At 65.8% G+C, this 16,166-nt stretch carries 19 protein-coding genes and 1 pseudogene; 9 read left to right on the forward strand and 11 right to left on the reverse strand.

Annotation, left to right across the window (positions count from 1 at the left end):
- Positions 1-23 precede the first annotated feature (23 nt).
- Genes MJO58_RS14215 through MJO58_RS14225 form a run of 3 tightly spaced genes read right to left on the reverse strand, consistent with a single transcriptional unit; the run spans position 24 to position 1,672 of the window.
- Complete coding sequence (locus MJO58_RS14215) at positions 24-518, reverse strand: SRPBCC family protein (protein ID WP_090602483.1); 495 nt, start codon at positions 516-518, stop codon at positions 24-26.
- A complete protein-coding gene (locus MJO58_RS14220) occupies positions 518-1,159 on the reverse strand; it encodes a nitroreductase family protein (RefSeq protein ID WP_239719810.1) in 642 nt (213 codons plus the stop codon). The genes MJO58_RS14215 and MJO58_RS14220 overlap by 1 nt, the downstream gene beginning before the upstream one ends.
- A gap of 30 nt (positions 1,160-1,189) precedes the next feature.
- Positions 1,190-1,672, reverse strand: coding sequence for a carboxymuconolactone decarboxylase family protein (locus MJO58_RS14225; protein WP_239719811.1), 483 nt, complete (start codon positions 1,670-1,672; stop codon positions 1,190-1,192).
- Between the two features lie 194 nt (positions 1,673-1,866).
- Between MJO58_RS14225 and MJO58_RS14230 the strand changes: the two genes are divergently transcribed.
- Genes MJO58_RS14230 through MJO58_RS14240 form a run of 3 tightly spaced genes read left to right on the forward strand, consistent with a single transcriptional unit; the run spans position 1,867 to position 4,741 of the window.
- Positions 1,867-2,556 (forward strand): hypothetical protein, encoded by a 690-nt coding sequence (locus MJO58_RS14230; protein ID WP_239723279.1) that lies wholly within the window; start codon positions 1,867-1,869, stop codon positions 2,554-2,556.
- Between the two features lie 17 nt (positions 2,557-2,573).
- A complete protein-coding gene (locus tag MJO58_RS14235; RefSeq protein ID WP_090602490.1) occupies positions 2,574-4,019 on the forward strand; it encodes a class I adenylate-forming enzyme family protein in 1,446 nt (481 codons plus the stop codon).
- Between the two features lie 8 nt (positions 4,020-4,027).
- Positions 4,028-4,741: a hypothetical protein gene (locus MJO58_RS14240; RefSeq protein WP_090602492.1), complete on the forward strand. Its 714-nt coding sequence runs from the start codon at positions 4,028-4,030 to the stop codon at positions 4,739-4,741.
- Here the strand turns inward: MJO58_RS14240 and MJO58_RS14245 are convergent.
- Together MJO58_RS14245 and MJO58_RS14250 are read right to left on the reverse strand one after the other, a co-directional pair.
- A pseudogene (locus MJO58_RS14245) lies at positions 4,738-4,887 on the reverse strand (nitronate monooxygenase); the annotation flags it as partial. The gene MJO58_RS14240 and the pseudogene MJO58_RS14245 sit on opposite strands and share 4 nt — an antisense overlap.
- A gap of 13 nt (positions 4,888-4,900) precedes the next feature.
- Positions 4,901-5,500, reverse strand: coding sequence for a TetR/AcrR family transcriptional regulator (locus tag MJO58_RS14250; RefSeq protein WP_239719813.1), 600 nt, complete (start codon positions 5,498-5,500; stop codon positions 4,901-4,903).
- A 111-nt stretch (positions 5,501-5,611) separates the two neighbouring features.
- Here MJO58_RS14250 and MJO58_RS14255 point away from each other — a divergent pair, with 111 nt between their 5' ends.
- Complete coding sequence (locus MJO58_RS14255) at positions 5,612-7,177, forward strand: phytoene desaturase family protein (protein ID WP_090602499.1); 1,566 nt, start codon at positions 5,612-5,614, stop codon at positions 7,175-7,177.
- Between the two features lie 4 nt (positions 7,178-7,181).
- Here the strand turns inward: MJO58_RS14255 and MJO58_RS14260 are convergent, their stop codons facing one another.
- From MJO58_RS14260 to MJO58_RS14280, 5 genes are read right to left on the reverse strand one after another with little or no spacing between them, the layout of a single operon-like run.
- Positions 7,182-7,727, reverse strand: a complete 546-nt coding sequence (locus tag MJO58_RS14260; RefSeq protein ID WP_090602501.1) for a YbhB/YbcL family Raf kinase inhibitor-like protein — start codon at positions 7,725-7,727, stop codon at positions 7,182-7,184.
- 41 nt (positions 7,728-7,768) lie between these two features.
- Entirely contained in the window at positions 7,769-8,212 is a 444-nt protein-coding gene (locus tag MJO58_RS14265; RefSeq protein WP_090602504.1) for an SRPBCC family protein, read from the reverse strand.
- 44 nt (positions 8,213-8,256) lie between these two features.
- Positions 8,257-9,261 carry a zinc-binding dehydrogenase gene (locus MJO58_RS14270; protein ID WP_090602507.1) on the reverse strand — a complete coding sequence of 335 codons (1,005 nt, stop codon included), beginning with the start codon at positions 9,259-9,261 and terminating at the stop codon, positions 8,257-8,259.
- Positions 9,262-9,273: 12 nt separating this feature from the next.
- Positions 9,274-9,684 (reverse strand): SRPBCC family protein, encoded by a 411-nt coding sequence (locus MJO58_RS14275; protein ID WP_090602510.1) that lies wholly within the window; start codon positions 9,682-9,684, stop codon positions 9,274-9,276.
- Positions 9,681-10,007 (reverse strand): ArsR/SmtB family transcription factor, encoded by a 327-nt coding sequence (locus tag MJO58_RS14280; protein ID WP_239723280.1) that lies wholly within the window; start codon positions 10,005-10,007, stop codon positions 9,681-9,683. Before MJO58_RS14280 ends, MJO58_RS14275 begins: the two co-directional genes overlap by 4 nt.
- A gap of 59 nt (positions 10,008-10,066) precedes the next feature.
- On the opposite strand from MJO58_RS14280, the gene MJO58_RS14285 reads away from it, so the two are divergent.
- A complete protein-coding gene (locus tag MJO58_RS14285) occupies positions 10,067-10,777 on the forward strand; it encodes an MBL fold metallo-hydrolase (RefSeq protein ID WP_090602516.1) in 711 nt (236 codons plus the stop codon).
- Here the strand turns inward: MJO58_RS14285 and MJO58_RS14290 are convergent.
- Positions 10,774-11,148, reverse strand: a complete 375-nt coding sequence (locus MJO58_RS14290; protein WP_090602519.1) for a hypothetical protein — start codon at positions 11,146-11,148, stop codon at positions 10,774-10,776. The genes MJO58_RS14285 and MJO58_RS14290 overlap by 4 nt on opposite strands.
- A gap of 314 nt (positions 11,149-11,462) precedes the next feature.
- Between MJO58_RS14290 and aceA the strand changes: the two genes are divergently transcribed.
- From aceA to MJO58_RS14310, 4 genes are all read left to right on the forward strand, one after another.
- A complete protein-coding gene (gene aceA, locus MJO58_RS14295) occupies positions 11,463-13,763 on the forward strand; it encodes an isocitrate lyase ICL2 (RefSeq protein WP_239719814.1) in 2,301 nt (766 codons plus the stop codon).
- Between the two features lie 256 nt (positions 13,764-14,019).
- Positions 14,020-14,247: a hypothetical protein gene (locus tag MJO58_RS14300; RefSeq protein WP_139043275.1), complete on the forward strand. Its 228-nt coding sequence runs from the start codon at positions 14,020-14,022 to the stop codon at positions 14,245-14,247.
- 144 nt (positions 14,248-14,391) lie between these two features.
- Positions 14,392-14,796 carry a hypothetical protein gene (locus MJO58_RS14305; RefSeq protein ID WP_090602530.1) on the forward strand — a complete coding sequence of 135 codons (405 nt, stop codon included), beginning with the start codon at positions 14,392-14,394 and terminating at the stop codon, positions 14,794-14,796.
- Between the two features lie 189 nt (positions 14,797-14,985).
- Positions 14,986-16,152 carry an LLM class flavin-dependent oxidoreductase gene (locus MJO58_RS14310; protein WP_090602532.1) on the forward strand — a complete coding sequence of 389 codons (1,167 nt, stop codon included), beginning with the start codon at positions 14,986-14,988 and terminating at the stop codon, positions 16,150-16,152.
- The last annotated feature ends 14 nt before the right edge of the window (positions 16,153-16,166 follow it).

Raw genomic sequence — 16,166 nt, forward strand, 5'->3', positions numbered from 1 at the left:
TCGGCCGAACAGCATTCGAACGCCTAGGGCAGCCGCCGGACCTTGCCGGCGTAGCCGAGGGCGTGCTCGTAGGTGTCGAGGTTGTCCCGCGAAATCCTGGCGTGCACCGGGCGCTCGAGAAAGAAGCGCAGCACCGGGTTGTAGGCGTGATATGTCTCGTGGAACGTCAGCACGGTGGTGCCGTCGGGCTGCTCCTCGAGCTGGTGATATCCCTCGGCGCGCGACCACAGCGGCGCGCCGACGGCGATGTAGCGCGACAGCTTGTTCAGCTCGGCTTCGGTCACCGTCTCCCACGACCGCGCCCTGCCGCCGGACAACAGGTACCTCGGGACGGGAAAGACGCAGGTGCGGACCAGGCCTTCACCGGCTTCGTTGCCCTCGTTGAGGATTTCCATGCTGCCGGTCGGCCAGGTGAGCACTCGCGGGCGCGGCGCGTTCGGTGGCACCGGAGGATGCAGCACTCGCCACACCTTTTTCGGCGGCGCGTCGACGTGGAATCGCACGGTGTAGGACTGCATCAGCTATCTCCATCAGCCGGTATCCAACTGTTCCAGAACGTGATGGTCTCCGCGGGCGGCCGGGTAGCCGGTCGGAAGTCGGTGCCAATCGTGTAGGCGACGGGGAACAGGGCGGCCTGCGTGACCGTCGCCGGAATGCCAAGCAATTCGGCCACCTCCTTCTCCTTGAACAGATGCATCGTCGTCCACACCGAACCCAGCCCGCGTGAGCGCAGCGCCAGCAAGAAACTCCAGCCCGCCGGGATGATCGACGCCCATGCCGCCGCGGCGATGCCCGGCTCCGCCGTGTCGATGCGCTGGTTCAGGCAGGGGATGACGTGCACGGGAACCTGTCCCAGCGTTTCCGTCAGGCTCATCGCGCTCTGGTAGACCCGCTGGGTCTGCGGGTCGGTCGCGTTGTCGACCGCATGCGCCAGGTACTCAGAGCCGATGCTGCGGTAGATCTCGGCGATGGCCGCGCGCTTGTCCGCGTCGGTGACCACCAGCCAGCGCCAGTCCTGTGTGTTGCTGGCTGTCGGCGCCTGCATCGCCAGCTGGATGCACTCCAGAATCACCTCGCGGCCGACCGGCCGGGTCAGGTCCAGACGCTTGCGAACCGACCGCGTGGTGCTCAGCAGTTCATCGACGGTGGCTAGGTCCATCTGGGAGTCCATTGGTTCCTTCAGAGTTGGTTAGAGGTCGATGGCGCAGGACTGGTCGACGCGAAGCACGGTCAGGGAACGTCCCAGGCCAAGAAATACCGCCACGCACAGCGTGAGATCCAGGATCTCCTCGTCGGAGAACGATTCCCGAAGTCGTTGGAAGAACGCGTCATCCATCGACGCATGGTCGTTGGCGAACCGCTCCGCGAACTCGATGGCAAGGCGTTGGCGTGACGTGTAGCCGGGGTAGTTGGCGTAGGCGGCGACGTTGTCGTACAACTCGGGCGCGAGACCGGCGTCCAGCACCGACTGTGCGCGAAAACCCGAGCAGGCCACGCAATCGTTGATCTGCGCTATCCGCATTCTCGCCAGCTCGCGCTCGTCGGCCGGCAGGATGCTCTGCTGATAGGCGCCGCGGATCATCCGTTCGACCATGCCGCCGAGCTGTGGCCGCAGCGTCCAGATCATGGCGGCCTCGCCACCCGGGCCCTCCGGCACGTCGAGCCTTGCCATCCGAGAACTCCTGCCCGGTAAGGACGGTACCGAGTTGAGCAAACCAGATTCTCAAGTCGGCTGTCTAGGTCGGGCGACTAGGCGCAATTGCGCATATGAATAACCCGGCCTGGACGTGTCAATCCGCCGGGGTTACCGTCCGTTGAGCGGCGTTGCGTCCACCGCTGCGAATTGGAGGTCTGTGCGTGCTGTTCATGCACGAGCTGCACACGGTCCGCGGCCGTAAGGAAGACGAGTTCGAAGCAGCGTTCCGTGAGGGTTGGATGCCGATGCTCGGACGCGGCGACGATGCCCGGTTGCTTTGGTACGCCAACCAGGCGCACGGCAGCGGCCCGGCCTACACGGTCGTGACCGTGACCGCCGTTCGCGACGGCGCGGCGTGGGAGAAGTTGACCCTGCGAGTGCAGAAGGGCGATCTTCAGGACTGGATGCGCGGGCTCGACGAACTCCGCCACGAGGTCGTCGCAAAACTGCTGATGCCGTTGCCCTGGTCACCACTGCTGGACGTCCAGTTCGGTCAGGTGCCGGTCGACGGGCGAGAGCACGAGATGACCCTCTACATGGAAGACACCATGTGGCCCTACGAGGACAAGTTCGAGGAGTACATCGTCCGCTGCGGCGAGGTGTACGCCAGGAGCCTCCAGGAGCCGTCCTCGATGCTGACGATGCATGCGGCATTCCAGCCCGCCCTCGGCAGCCATGTGCGACGCGAGGTGATCCTGATGCAGCGCATCAGCCGTCCGGACGCGCTGCTCGACCTGCTCCGCAGCCATATCCCCGCCGAGTACCGTGCGCCAGGCACCTGGATGTATGACGCCCTGGACCTGCGCGACCAGTGGACCAGCCGGTTGCTGCGCACCTCCGAGTGGTCACCTCTTTTTTAGGGGGTACTGCGCCCGCTATGAACATCGGGACGATCCACGATGCCGCCGCCGGCGGGGATCCCGTTCGGGCCGCGCTGATCGTCGGCGGGCACACCGTCAGTTATGGCGAGCTGGCGACGGCAGTACGGCAGTGCGCGGCGAGCCTGGCCGGCCACGGCGTCACGCCCGGACAGCGCATCGCCGTCGTCGACGACGCAAGCCTGCTGTCGATCGCCGCATTGCTCGGTGTGGCACGCATCGGCGCCGCACCCGCGCTGATGAACCCTGCGCTGACGCCGCCGGAATTGCAGGAACTGCGCAAGAATGCCGGCTGCGCCGACGTGGCTGTCGCCGGCGAACGGTACGTCGAGCGGGTCCGGGCGGCCGGCGTCCCCACGGCATTGACGCTGACCGATCTGCTGGGCCGGCCGGTTCTCACCGGCGACACCGTCGCCGCGGACGCCGACGACCGCGACGCGTTGATCCTATTCACCAGCGGCACAACGGGACTCCCGAAAACCGTCAGCATCAGCGGCCGCCAGCTCACCGGGCGGATCACTGCGATGTCGCGCCCGCTGCGGGCCGGCGCGAAACCATCGGTGAGCATGCTGACCGTCCCGCTGTGCCACGTCGGTGGTGTGCTGGGCGTGCTTGGCAGCCTGTATTCCGGCAACACCGCGGTCGTGCAAACGCGGTTCGATGCTGGCGAATGGCTGCGCCTGGTGGCAGCGCACCGCGTCAGCACGACCTTCATGGTTCCGACGATGCTGCAGCGGATCCTCGACCATCCCGACTTCGCGAGCACCGATCTGTCGTCTCTGATCGCCATTGCCTACGGGGCCGCGGCCGCGCCGCTGAGTCTGGTGCGCAGGGCGATGGCGGCGCTGCCACACGTCGCGTTGACCAACGTATTCGGCCAGACCGAAACCCTGGGCGCTTACACGACTTTGATGCCCGACGAGCACCGCGACCCGGCGCGCGCCGGCTCCGTCGGCCGCGCGTTACCCGGAGTCGAGGTGCGCGTGGTCGACCCCGATACGGGCAACGACGTCGAGGTCGGGGCGGTCGGCGAGTTGTGGGTGAACACTTCCCAGAACGTCACCGAGGGCTGGCTGCGCACCGGCGACCTCGCCCGCCAAGATGCCGATGGCTACATCTTCCCAAGCGGCCGACTGAAGGACACAATCAATCGAGGGGGAGAGAAATTCGGACCGATCGAGGTCGAGGACGCATTGCGCTCACATCCGGCAGTCACCGACGTCGCGGTCGCCGGGATCGCCGACGACGAGTTGGGGCAACGAGTCGGCGCGGCAATCGTGGCATCCGCCCCGGTGACACTCGACGAGTTGCGCGCTCACTGTCGGGATTTGATCGCGTACTTCAAGCTCCCCGAGCGATTGGCGATCGTGGAAGACATCCCGTACAGCACGACCGGCAAGGTCAACCGCGATCAGCTCGCCACGCTGATTGCCGACGAGACCTAGGAGTCCACATGCTGTTTCTGCATGAGACCCACAAGGTGATGGGCACCCGGGAAGACGAATTCGAGGCCGCTTATCGCGAGGGTTGGATGCCCACGCTGGCCAACGACGACAACGCCCGACTGCTCTGGTACGCCAACCACGCACACGGCACCGGGCCTTCCTACACCGTCGTCACAATCACGGGCATCGCCGACGGTGCCTCCTGGGAGAGTCTGGCGCAGCGCGCCCAGCATGGCGATCTGCAGCCGTGGATGCGCGAACTGGACAACCTGCGGCACAAGGTGACGGGCAAGCTGCTGTTGCCGGTGGAGTGGTCGCCGTTGCAGTCGGTTGATCTTTCGGCCGTGCCCACCGACGCCGGAACCCACCCGCTCAGCCTCTTCATGGAAGACACCGGCTGGCCGTCCGCGCCGCTCGACGACTACCTCCGGTCGTGGAACGACATCTACTATCGGCCGCTGTCCGCGGCCCCGGCACACATGCGCATCCTGGACATCCAGGCCTGTTTCCAAGTAGCGCACGGAAGCCATCAGCGACGAGAAGCCATGCTGTGGCAGAAGATCGACGACTCCAACAACTACGCGGCGCTCGTCCATCTGCTGACCAAAGAGGTGCCTCCCGAGTACCGCGGGCCCGGCAGCTATATGTTCGAAGCGCTCAAGTATCGCGATCAGTGGGAGAGCCGGCTGCTGCGGACGTCGGACTGGTCGCCGTTGTACTAGGCCTCTCGGCCCAGAATCCGGGCGGCGTCGCGCGCCATATCGCGCACGATGTCGCCGGCCGGTCGAATATCGCGGACGAGTCCGATCGCCTCGCCGACGAGTATCGCAGCGGTATCGAAATCCTCTGCGGCCACGGCCTTCTCGAAGGCCGACAGCGGATTAGGCCAGCGACGCCAGCCCGGTGCGGACCAGATCGATACTGTCCGCCACCAGCTGGCCGAGGTCGTCGGTACAGCCGTTGCGGCCCCAATGCTCCACTGCGACAACAAGGGCCGCCGCCAGGGCCGAGCCCGCGACCTCGGCACTCAATTCGATGTCGGGCGCGTCCGGATTCCGCTTGCTGATGAAATCGGTCAGCACGGCGGCGAATGAGGACTGCACCACCCGCAGGTGGCCGGCGATCCGTTCGGCAGTGATCAATTCGGTGCGCGCCGTCGCGGCCTGCCGGACCACTTCGAGGTCGTGCGGGAAGGCCGCAACACTGGCCTGCACCGCGTCGAATAGCGACTCGCAGGCCGGTCGCTGCTCAAGAGCCTCGGCCAGCCATTCCAACTGCGACTCGTAGTCCTGGAACAGCACCGACTCCTTGGTCGGGAAGTGCCGGAAAAAGGTGCGTTCGGTAACACCGGCCTCGGCCGCCAACTCGGTGACCGTCACGTTCGCAAAGCCTTTGCGGGCGAAGCTCTTTAGCGCGGCTTGGCGCAACGCCTCGTGCGTCGAGCGGCGGCGCTGCTCGTGGCGATTCATCGGAACGGTCATGGCACGCCGATCGTATCTCACCGTTTGTGTCAGAACTGACATCTTCCAATTATGTCAGTACTGACATACGCTTGTCGGGCGCACACCAACGATGGAGGGCAGGCCAGGACCATGAGCACGACGACATACGACGCAATCGTGGTGGGCGCCGGCCACAACGGGCTGACCGCGGCGGCGATCCTGCAGCGCGCCGGCCTGCGAACCGTGTGCCTGGAAGCCAACACCTACGCCGGCGGCATGGCGGCGACGGTCGAATTGATCGACGGCTTCCGCTACGAGATCGCGGGGTCGGTGCAGTTTCCGACGGCGAGCCAACTCACCAAGGACCTCGGACTTGACACACTGCCCGCGATAGAGCCCGAGGTGATGTCGATCAACATCGGCGAAAACGGTGAAGAGCCGATGGTCTTCTATCGCGACCCGATGCAGCTGATGGCTCACCTGAACGACAAGCACGGCATGGAAGCCGTCACGGGGATGGCAGAGCTGATCGGCTGGAGCCAGGCGCCCGCACGGGCGCTGGGCCGCTTCGATGTGTGCCAGCCGCCCAAGACGATCGACGAAATGTATGCCTGCGCAACCAATGACGCCGAACGCCGGGCGATTCACGAGATGCTGTTCGGCTCGGCGATGGACGTGATCGACCGCTACCTGCCGGACCAGGACAAGCATTCGGTTATGCGCGGCATGCTGGCGTTCCTGGCCGTCAACTCCACCTACCGCGGCCCCTACACACCGGGCAGCGCCGCGTGCCTGGCATTCGCGCTGGCGGTACCCGACGACAGCACCGCGATGATGACCAAACTCAAGGGCGGTATCGGCGCGCTCACCGAACACCTGCGCGAGCTCTTCGTCTCGCACGGCGGAGAGATCCGCTTTCGCACCAAGGTCGAGGAGATCCTCGTCGAGAACGGCAAGGTGACCGGCGTACGACTGCGCGACGGTTCGTCGATCTCGGCGCCGATCGTGGTCTCCAATCTTTCGCCCGATGTCACGCTCACTGAACTCATTGCGCCCGAACATGTTCCGGCAGAGTTGGTCTCACGTGTGTCCGGACGCGATCATCGCGCCTCATTCGTGCAGCTTCATTTCGCACTCGACGGACTGCCCGAGTTCGCACCACCGTATGAGTTCCTCAACGAAGAGGGCATGCAGCAGTCGGTCGGGATCTTCGGCTCACCGGAAACCCAGCAGCGGCAGTGGGAGATCTGCCGGCGGGGCCTCGTTCCGGACAACCCGTCGATGGGCATGCAAATCCCGTCGGTGCACGATCCCGCGATGGCGCCACCCGGCAAGCACGCGGCCAGCGTATATGCCTACGCCTTTCCGGTCGAAGTCGACCGCGACCAGCACGGCCACCTGAAAAACGCTATGGCACAGCGTGTTATCGACAAGATCACCAAATTCGCGCCGAACTTCAAAGACATCGTGATCCGTCATATCACATTCGCGCCGTATCACATGAACACCATGTTCGGCGCCCCCGCCGGGGACTTCTGTCACGGTCTGTTGCACCCGGATTTGATGGGACCAAACCGTCCCGGCCCGAAGGGCTTCCTGGACATGCCGATTCCGATCGATGGTCTATACCTGGGCGGCGCGGGATGCCATGGCGGCCCGGGTATTACGTTCACTCCCGGCTACAACGCGGCCTATCAGATCCTGGACGACCGGTAGCCGATCAGCCGCCGAACGTTCCGGTCAGCTGCGCCTGGGCGGTCGCGGCGTCGGCGATGGTCTGCGCGGCTCGCGCACCGGCGAGTCCGCCGGGGAGCTGGTAGTCGTTGGGAAGCTGGTAGAGCGTGAAGCGGTAGTGATGGGTGCCGGTGCCCGCGGGCGGACAGGGTCCCTTATACGCGGACTGGCCCGCCGTGTTCGGCAGCGTGCTCCCGCCGCCGGGCGTCTGACCGTCCGAGGTGCTGCCGGATCCCAGCGGTATCCCGGTCACGATCCAGTGGATGTACACCCCGTTGACCGCGTCCGGATCGTCGACGACGAGTGCCGCCCCCAGCGGCGCCGACCACGTCAACGGCGGCGCGACGTCAGCGCCTTTGCAGGTGTATTGCGCAGGTATGGGCGCGCCGTTTGCGAAGGCCGGACTGCTGATCGTCAACGGCGCACCCGGCGCCGCGTTCGCCGCGCCGATGCCTCCGTGGCCGGCGGCCACAAACAGCAATGCCAGTCCGCCGATGGCCACGCCGATTCGCCGAGCAACGCTGCACCCCATACCGACCAGTGTCGCCAACTGTGGTCCGAGAAGATAGCCGTCTAGCCGCCCTTTTTGACTTCGAGCACTCGCTCGCGAAGCCCCTTGGTCGCGGTGTCCATCAGACCCTTGGTTCCCTTCCTGATCAGAAACCCGGGCACCGGCACCGTGAGATCCACGGTCAAGTCGAAGCGGACCCGGGTGGAATCGCCGTCGGGGGTGAGCGTGTACCGGGCGTCCTGTGCCCGTTGCTGTTTGGCTCTCACCAGCGTCCAGCTCACGCCGTTGTCGTGCACGGTGTAGGCGAGCTCCTGTTCTTCGCTGATTCCCACGATCTTGACGACCTGCCGGGAGCGGATCGGATGTCCCTGGTCATCGCGCTCCAAGACTTCGACGTTTTGATGAGCCGATGACCACTCGGGCAAGGATTCGATATCGAAGAGCACGTCCATGATCTCGTCGGGAGTCGCCTCGATAACGAGTTCGCGTGAATCGGAGACAGCCATCCTCGGAAGATAACCCAGTGCCGCAGCTGCCCAAACGGGTCGACCTACGGCACCAGAACCACCTTCCCGATATTTTCGCGCGCCGCCAGGATCCGGTGCGCGGTGGGCGCTTCGTCGAACGGGACGGCCGCATGCACGATCGGCGCGATGGTGCCGTCGTGCAGTGCCTGGTTCAACGGAGTGATCCACGGCTCCAGCGTGCCGCGGTCGTCCCACAGCCGCAGCATGTTCAGGCCGATCACCGTCTTCGACTCGGAGAGCTGGTCCAACAGATTGAATCCGCGCAGCATCGACAACACCTGCGGGGCCGCCCGGCGCAGCGAGCGCTTCTCACCCTCTTGCAGCGACGAAACGCCGTAGCCGACAAGCCTTCCGCCGGGTCGCAGCAATCGGTACGACCGCCGCAGCGACGTGCCGCCAAGGGCGTCGAGGATGAGGTCGTACGGGCCGACGTCCTTCCACCAGTTGTCACGGCGGTAGTCGATTGCCCGGTCCACGCCGAGCTCGGCGAGCTTGCCGTGTTTGGCCGGCGATGCGGTGCCATGCACTTGCGCCCCGGCGGCCTTCGCGAACTGGACGGCCGCCGTCCCGACACCTCCGGCCGCGGCGTGAATCAACACCCGCTCACCGCGGCGCAGCGAGCCGTAGCCGTGCAAAGCCGCCCACGCGGTTGCGTAGTTGACCGGGACCGCCGCTCCTTGTTCGAAGCTCATCGCGTCGGGCAGTGCCACGGAATCGCTCGCGGCCACGTTGACGGTTTCGGCGTAGCCCCCGAATCGCGTTCCCGCCAAAACCCGTTCGCCGACACGGCCCGGGTCGACGCCCTCGCCGACGGCCGCGACGACGCCGGCGACTTCGTAACCGACGACTGCCGGAAGTCTTGGAGCATCGGGATACAGCCCGACGCGGGCGAGGTGATCGGCGAAGTTCACTCCCGCGGCCCGGACCGCGACCTGCAACTGTCCCCGCCCCGGCGGGGGTGGGTCCGGGCGCTGCTGGACCTGCAAGACCGACGGGTCTCCATGCCTGGTGATCACGACTGCGCGCATTGCGATTCTCCGCTACGCCCGTGCTGCCGACTCGGCGAGGCGGGGGAGGATGACGTCGCGCCACCCTGGGCCCATCCGGTCGAAACCCCGGGCCATCCTCGTGTCGTCCAGGTCAAAGCCACTGTGCTCTAAGAACACTCGGGTGCCGGTGCCCTCGGCTTCCAGGCGCCAGGTGAGCGTCCACGCCGAGGTGAAGGTGTAGACGAAACGGTGCGGCGGGTCGACCTCTAGCACCTTGCAGGGCTGCTTGCCGTAGCCGGGCAGGTCGAGGACGAATTGGTGGCCGACCACCGCGGCGACTTGCCCGTCGGCCCACCAAAGCCGCATCAGCTCGGGCTCGGTGAGCAGTCGCCAAACCTGCTCCGGCGGTGCGGCAACGAATTGATCGACGGTGATCGTCGCAGGTGTTGACGTCTGGGTCATTCCAGCTCCTCTGCTGCGTCGGCCAGCGCGGCCAGCCGTCCGCGCCAGAACTTCTCGAAGGGGTGCAGCCACTCGCCGAGCTCGGCGAGTGGCTCCGGGGTGAGGCGGTAGATCCGGCGGCGGCCTTGCGGCTCATCGGCGACCAGGCCGGCGTCGCGCAGCACCTTGAGGTGCTCGGCGACCGCGGGGCGGCTGAGTTCGAAACACTCGCTGAGTTCCCCCGCGGAAAGTTGCTGCCCCGTCAAAATCTCCAACAGCTCGCGTCGCACCGGATTCGCCAGGGCGAGAAAAACGCGATCCGAAGTCCCCACGCCCGGCACTATATGTCGGAAATTCCCGACACGTCAATCGCCTGCGTCATCCGCCCGCTAGGTTGCTGGTTATGCGATTCAGCTGGGAACGACTGACCACCAGCGTGCACCGCTGCCGGCTTCCGTTCTGCGACGTCACCGTGGGCTTGGTGCGCGGACGCGCCGGCGCATTACTCATCGACAGCGGCACCACGATGACCGAGGCGGCCGCGATCGACGAGGACGTCCGGCAGCTGACCGGAGGCCCGGTCACGCATATTGTGTTGACGCACAAGCATTTCGACCATGTACTGGGTTCTTCGTATTTCACCGACGCCGAGATTTACTCCGCACCGGAGGTTGTCGATTACCTGTCGTCGGCCCACGACCAGATTCGAGCCCACGCCCTGAGATATGGTGCGGACGCCGCCGAGATCGACCGGGCACTTGCGGCGCTGCGGCCGCCGCAGCACGGCCTGTACGACGCCGTCGTCGACCTCGGCGACCGCGACGTGAGAATCACCCACCCGGGGCGCGGCCACACCACGTCGGACTTGGTCGTGGTGGTGCCCGGATTGGACGAGCACGATCACCGCGTGGTGATGTTCACCGGTGACCTCGTCGAAGAGTCCGCTGACCCGTTCATCGATGCCGACTCCGACGTGGCGGCCTGGCCGGCGACGCTCGATCGGGTGCGGGCGATCGGTGGACGAGAAACGATCTACGTCCCGGGCCACGGGAAGATCGTCGACACGGAGTTCATCCGCCGCCAACGAGCCTGGCTACAACAACGTTCGGGCTAGGCGTTCGCGGCCGTGCACGCGGCGATGAGTGCGCCCGGATCGGTCACGCTGAGCACCAACGAGCGCAGCTCCACCGATCTCAGCGGGACTTTCGCCCGCACCGGCGGCTCTATCGTCAGTGCCACCAGCCCTTTGCCCGAACCGTTTACCAGCCAGCGACCATTCGAGTAGTGCACCCCCGCGGTGAACGTGCGCTCGTCGGAGGCTTCGGCGCGGGTGATCGACGCGATCGGGATATGGGCGTCGAACGCCCATCCCATCTTCACGTGAAGAGTCCCGTCAACAACGCGCACCTCGCTGGTGTTGGGCCCGAGTCCCAGCGGGGTGGACAACAGCACGTACCAACGCTCGTAGCGCAATTCCGTCTGCACCGGACCGACCCTACTCGAAGTTTGCTGGCTAGGCCGGGTTTTCTTTTCATCTAACCGTCTATGCAGTTTGCTGGTCCGGGTGCCGAACAGGCCTCCGCGGAACCGTCACGGCGAATGCTTTACGAAAAGTATTGCACCGCAATCTCTTAGATGTTCCACACTGACGGCGACGCGCCGCGCAGCCATTCGGAGTACGCCGTGTGGCAACAGTTTTGGCCCGGCTCGGCAAGCGGCGAATTACCCATGATTGAAATCACAGGTCCAGGGCTAGACTCACGTTCAGCGGACTCGCGCTGGAAGGGGAGCGTAAAGCCATGGCCATCATCGACGCGGACACCGAGGTCCCCGCACCATTCGACGAAGACGTCGCCGCCACACAGCGATACTTCGACGACCCACGCTTTGCCGGCAAGACCCGCCTCTATACGGCCCGCCAGGTAGCAGAGCAACGCGGCACGATACCGACCGACTACACCGTGGCCCGGGAAGCCGCCGCGGCCTTCTATCCCCGCCTGCGCGAGCTTTTCGCGGCAAAAAAGAGCATCACGACCTTCGGCCCGTACTCACCCGGGCAGGCCGTGAGTATGAAGCGAATGGGCATCGAGGGGATCTACCTCGGCGGCTGGGCAACCTCGGCCAAGGGGTCCACCACCGAAGACCCGGGGCCCGACCTGGCGAGCTACCCACTGAGCCAGGTGCCCGAGGATGCCGCGGTGCTGGTGCGCGCGCTGCTGACCGCCGACCGAAACCAGCAGTACCAGCGGCTGCACATGAGCGAGCAGCAGCGCGCGGCGGCCAAGGAGTACGACTTCCGGCCGTTCATCATCGCCGACGCCGACACCGGCCACGGCGGTGACCCGCACGTGCGCAACCTGATCCGCCGCTTCGTCGAAGTCGGCGTGCCCGGCTACCACATCGAAGACCAACGTCCGGGCACCAAGAAGTGCGGTCACCAGGGCGGCAAGGTTTTGGTGCCGTCCGACGAACAGATCAAGCGCCTCAATGCCGCCCGCTTCCAGCTCGACGTCATGCGGGTACCAGGCATCATCGTCGCGCGCACCGACGCCGAGGCGGCGAACCTGATCGACAGCAACTCCGACGAGCGCGACCAAGCGTTCCTGCTCGGCGCAACCAACTTGGACATTCCGTCCTACAAGGCCTGTTTCCTGGCGCTGATGCGGCGCTTCTACGAGCTGGGCGTCAAGGAGCTCAACGGTCATCTTCTCTATGCGCTCGCCGATGGCGAGTACGGCATCGCCAACGCCTGGCTCGAGCGCCAAGGCATTCTGGGCCTGGTCTCCGATGCGGTCACGCAGTGGCGGCAGGACGGTCAACACTCGATCGACGACCTCTTCGACCAGGTCGAATCGCGGTTCGTCGCCGCATGGGAGGACGACGCCGGGCTGATGACCTACGCCGATGCGGTGGCGGAAGTGCTGGCATTCGGCGAAAGCGAACACGACGAACCGGCGACCATGAGTCCCGACGACTGGCGCAAGTTCGCCGCCCGGACGTCGCATTACGCGGCTCGCGAGAAGGCCCGCGAGCTGGGCGCCGCGCCGGACTGGAGCCCCGAGCTGGCCAGGACGCCCGAGGGCTACTACCAGGTGCGCGGCGGCATTCCATACGCGATCGCCAAATCGCTCGCGGCGGCGCCGTTCGCCGACATCCTCTGGATGGAGACCAAGACCGCAGACCTGGCCGACGCCAAGCAGTTCGCCGACGCGATTCACGCCGAGTTCCCCGACCAGATGCTGGCGTACAACCTCTCGCCGTCGTTCAACTGGGACACCACCGGCATGACCGACGAAGAGATGAAGCAGTTCCCGGCGGAGCTGGGCAAGATGGGCTTCGTCTTCAACTTCATCACCTATGGCGGGCACCAGATCGACGGCGTCGCCGCCGAGGAGTTCGCTACCAACCTGCGCCAGGACGGCATGCTGGCGCTGGCCCGGCTGCAGCGCAAGATGCGCCTGGTCGAGTCGCCCTACCGCACGCCGCAGACGCTGGTCGGTGGTCCGCGCAGCGACGCCGCGCTGGCCGCGTCGTCGGGCCGCACCGCGACCACCAAGGCGATGGGCAAGGGCTCGACCCAGCACCAGCATCTGGTGCAGACGGAGGTGCCTAAGAAGCTGCTGGAGGAGTGGCTGGCGCTGTGGAGCGAGCACTACCAGCTGGGCGAGAAACTTCGGGTCACGCTGCGGCCCCGCCGCGCCGGCTCGGACGTGCTGGAGCTCGGGATCAAAGGCGAGGGCTCGGACCCGCAGGAGCAGCTGGCCAACGTCGTCGTCGACCCGATCAAGGACCGGCACGGCCGCAGCATCCTGCAGGTGCGCGACCAGAACACCTTCAGCGAGAAGCTGCGCCAGAAGCGGCTGATGACGCTGATCCACCTTTGGCTGGTACATCGCTTCAAGGCCGATGCGGTCTACTACGTGACGCCGACCGAGGACAACCTGTATCAGACCGAGAAGATGAAGTCCCATGGGATCTTCAGCCACGTCTACCCCGAGGTGGGCGAGATCATCGTCGCCGAGGTGAACAAGCCGCGCATCGCCGAGCTGCTCAAGCCGGATCGGGTGGCGCTACGCAAGCTGATCACCAAGGAAGACTAGTCGTCACAGCCAATCGGTCCGCGAAACTACTTGGCGGGCTTGATATTTCGTGATGCCGCGGGTTCGGCCCGCCACGATTTCGTGTTCGGACGACGGCGTCATTGTGCCGTCGCACACCGGACGCGTTGCGTGATACCCGCCAAACGTGAAAGTGATCACACTGGCTATTTTCGCTTCCTGCAACAGTTGCATAGGTGTACATTAGCTATTGAACAGGCGTGCAGCAGATCAACCAGACCGGCGAAAGGACACTTCGATGAAGTCTTCAACCAAGATGACGATCACGACCTTTGGTGCGGCGGGCGCACTCGCACTCGTCGTCGGAGTCGGGGGAGTCGGGCCCAGCCCGGCCGCCGCCGCGCCCGCCCCGGTGACCCACTCTTCGTCGAGCGCCACGCCGGCGAGCCGCAACGTGGCCGTCGCCCCCGGCAATGTGCACCAGGCCGTCCTCGTCGCCTGCATCTCGGGCCTCAACTGCGGGTAGGCACGAACCCCACATCCAAGCAACCGGTGGCCCATCTCGACTACGAGATGGGCCACTGGCATGTCCGCTTCAAGTCGTGCGGTTTGCGACGGGCACCAATGGGTACCAACGAATGAGTTCGCTGAGTGTCGGGAGGGGAGTCTGATGAGAACGGAAGCTCGGACCGCAGTTGCGATTTTCGGCGGTGCCGCCATGCTCGTTTTGACGGTTGGCTGCGGCGGAGGCGGCAACAAAGCACCTAGCAGCACCACCACTACGACGTCCACCACTACGACGTCCACCACTACGACGTCCGGCGTCGCGCCGTCAACGGCCCCGGGCACCGGCGGACCGACCGGCGGCGGCGGACCGGGCGGCGGCGGTGGCACCGTGCCCGGCGGACCGACCGGCGGCGGCGGACCGGGCGGCGGCGGCGGCAGCGTTCCGGGCGGTCCCACCGGTGGTGGCGGCCCCGGCGGCGGTAGCGGCAGTATCCCCGGCGTCGGAGGTGGCGGCGGCGGACCCGGTGGTGGCGGCGGTTGCGTCGGCAACATCTGCGGTGGTACCTGACCGCGCCTTGCGCCATTAACACGTGCTCGCGGTAGCCGAGGGGGTTATGTCAACCTGACCCCCTCGGCTGAGCAAATCTCCGCCCCACGCGGCGTCGCAGACAACCCACGACGTCGCGCCGTTGATCTGTTCACCGGGTCGCCAGCCTGAGTTATGGTTCTCCGCAACGTGACTGCAAGGAGACCTTCAATGGCGAAGCTCAGGTTCGGATATTTCATCGCGCCGTTCCACCGCGCGGGCACCAACCCGACGCTGGCCATCCAGCGCGACCTGGAGTTCGTCCAACACCTCGACGCCCTGGGCTTCGACGAAGCGTGGATCGGCGAGCATCACTCGGCCGGCAGCGAAATCATCGCGTCCCCGGAGATCTTCATTGCCGCCGCCGCCGAGCGGACCAAGCGGATCAAGCTCTGTACCGGGGTTATCTCGCTCTCGTATCACAACCCGCTGTGGGTCGCCGACCGGCTGATGATGCTGGACCATCTCACCCATGGCCGGGTGATCGGCGGGGTGGGCCCCGGCTCGCTGCCCAGCGACTCGTCGATGATCGGGCTGACCCCGACCGACACCCGGGAGCTGTTGGACACCAACCTCGACATCGTGGTCCGGCTGCTGCGGGGGGAAACGGTGAGCGCCAAGACCCCCACCCACGAACTCCACAACGCCAAGCTGCAGCTTGCCCCGTACTCCGACGGTGGGGTTCCACTGGCGGTGGCCGCGGTCGCTTCCCCGACCGGCGCCCGGCTGGCCGGCAGGCACGGCATCGGCCTGCTCTCCATCGGCGCGACGCTGACCATCGAGGGCTTCAATGCGCTGCAATATCACTGGGACATCGTCGAAGAACGCGCCGCGGTATTCGGCACCGAGGTCGATCGCCGGAACTGGAGCCTGGTCGGGCCGTTCCATGTCGCCGAAACCGACAAGCAGGCGCGCGAAGACGTGAAATTCGGTCTCGAGCCGTGGTTCCGGTATTTCCAGAAGGTGGCCGCGTTCCCGCAGATGACGATGCCGGGCGAGCAGATCGACGAGATGATCGACGTCATCAACGAGAACGGCGCGGGCGTGATCGGCACCCCGGAGCGGGCGCGCGCGCAGGTGCAGCGGATGTGGGATCAGTCCGGTGGCTTCGGCTGCATGCTTCAGATGGGCCACGAGTGGGCCAATCCGGAGGCCACTAAACGGTCAGCCGAATTGTTCGCCGCCGAGGTGATGCCGCACTTCCAGGGTCAGGCGCAGCCGACACTGGATGCGGCCGCCCGGGCCAGCGCAGCGCGCGAAGGGCTGGCGGAGTCGCAGAACCAGGCCGTCGAGCACATGACCAAGAAATACCAGGACGAGCTCAACGCGAAAAAGTAGTCGCGCACAGCCCG

The sequence above is a fragment of the Mycobacterium lentiflavum genome, assembly GCF_022374895.2.
Taxonomy (GTDB): Bacteria; Actinomycetota; Actinomycetes; order Mycobacteriales; family Mycobacteriaceae; genus Mycobacterium; species Mycobacterium lentiflavum.